A 1,474-nucleotide genomic window follows, 5' to 3' on the forward strand; every position below is an offset into this window, starting at 1 on the left:
GTTCCACATTCATTCCGTAAAAACTTGCCACCATCGTCGGCAGCGTTAATATAATGGTCACTGATGTTAGAAACTTCATGGCATTATTGACATTATTGGAAATGATCGAAGCGAATGCATCCATCATACCGCTAAGAATGGATAGATACACTTCTGCCATTTCGATAGCCTGAGCATTTTCGATGATTACATCCTCAAGCAATTCTTTATCTTCTTCATACATTTTCAGATAATTAAATCGGAGAATCTTATCAAGGACTACACGATTGGATTTCAATGATGTCGTAAAATAAACCAGGCTTTTTTCCAAAGCAAGGAAAGTGTATAATTCTTTATTTTTCATTGACTGATGTAATTCACGTTCGGCTTCATTAGTCATCTTGTTAATCTGTTTCAGGTAACGTAAATAATAGGATGAAATCTCGAATAATATTTGTAAAGCAAATCTCGTCTTCTTATTGGTGAAGAATCCTTTGATCTTATTGGTTTTGAAATTCGCCAATATCGGAGTTTCTTTCAGAGATACCGTAATGAAACAGTCTTTGGTAAAGATCATGCCTATGGGAATCGTTTCAAAAATCGGTAAGTCGGCTTCATCCCTGGTCAAATATGGGAAGTCGACAATTATTAAAACATTATCATCCTCTTTTTCGATTCGCGGTCTTTCCTCATCATCGAGTGGATCTTTCATGAAATTGATCGGTAACTTCAAAGTCGAGCATATATAATCTATTTCAGCTTCTGTGGGCGCGACAATGTTCACCCAGGAACCTTTTGTCATTTCCTCGATATTGTTCAGGTGACGGTTATCATCCGTCTTGTAGATTTCAATCATTTTTTGACCTCCTCTTCTATAGAGAAAGCCTTATTTACCTTCTTCGAGCAGATACTCAGGGAGAATAACAGTCTCGACTTCTAGCATCATATTGGCTTCCTCTTGCTTTCTGGGTTCAGGATCATAAGAACTGCTGCTCACTCGTATCCACTTCCTTTCGATTCTTTTATCTTAATCCTTATTCATTTAAAGCACAATAAAGAATTTAATACCTTGAATCCTTGTTCAGAATTCGTAATCATCTGACTTTTATCAATTGATAAATAAAATGCCACTACAAAAAAAACGCCTGGGTAGCCCCAAGCGATAGTTAGTAGACAAAAAGGGTTCGGAAAACGTAACTGATGTTCCTAAACCACCTGAATCAAAACACACCTTCAACTCCTCGGGTATGGTTACAATTTTCAGATGTTGATTTCCACTCCAGTTTGTTTAAAATCATGGTTCGGAATGGTCTCATCCTGAACCATGATTTTAAACAAGCTCCGGTTATCATTCATTTTTTTTACTTTTTATATGGATGAAACCCTCATTAGATTGAAGAAATTTGCGACACTCCTGCCGAAGTACTAGCTAGCAGACACCACAGGCGCTTGCTTTGARRYGGCTTGGCAGAMAGYCGGCGGAAAGGGAGCGGAT

1 protein-coding gene is annotated in these 1,474 nt (G+C 37.8%); it reads right to left on the reverse strand.

Annotated elements, in window-relative coordinates; genetic code table 11:
* The coding region (locus AC1DVB_RS27170; protein WP_477591939.1) for a magnesium transporter CorA family protein at window positions 1-835 on the reverse strand (835 nt) is incomplete at its 3' end.
* Between the last annotated feature and the right edge of the window lie 639 nt (window positions 836-1,474).

Source organism: Peribacillus sp. P4_D6 (assembly GCF_056401795.1).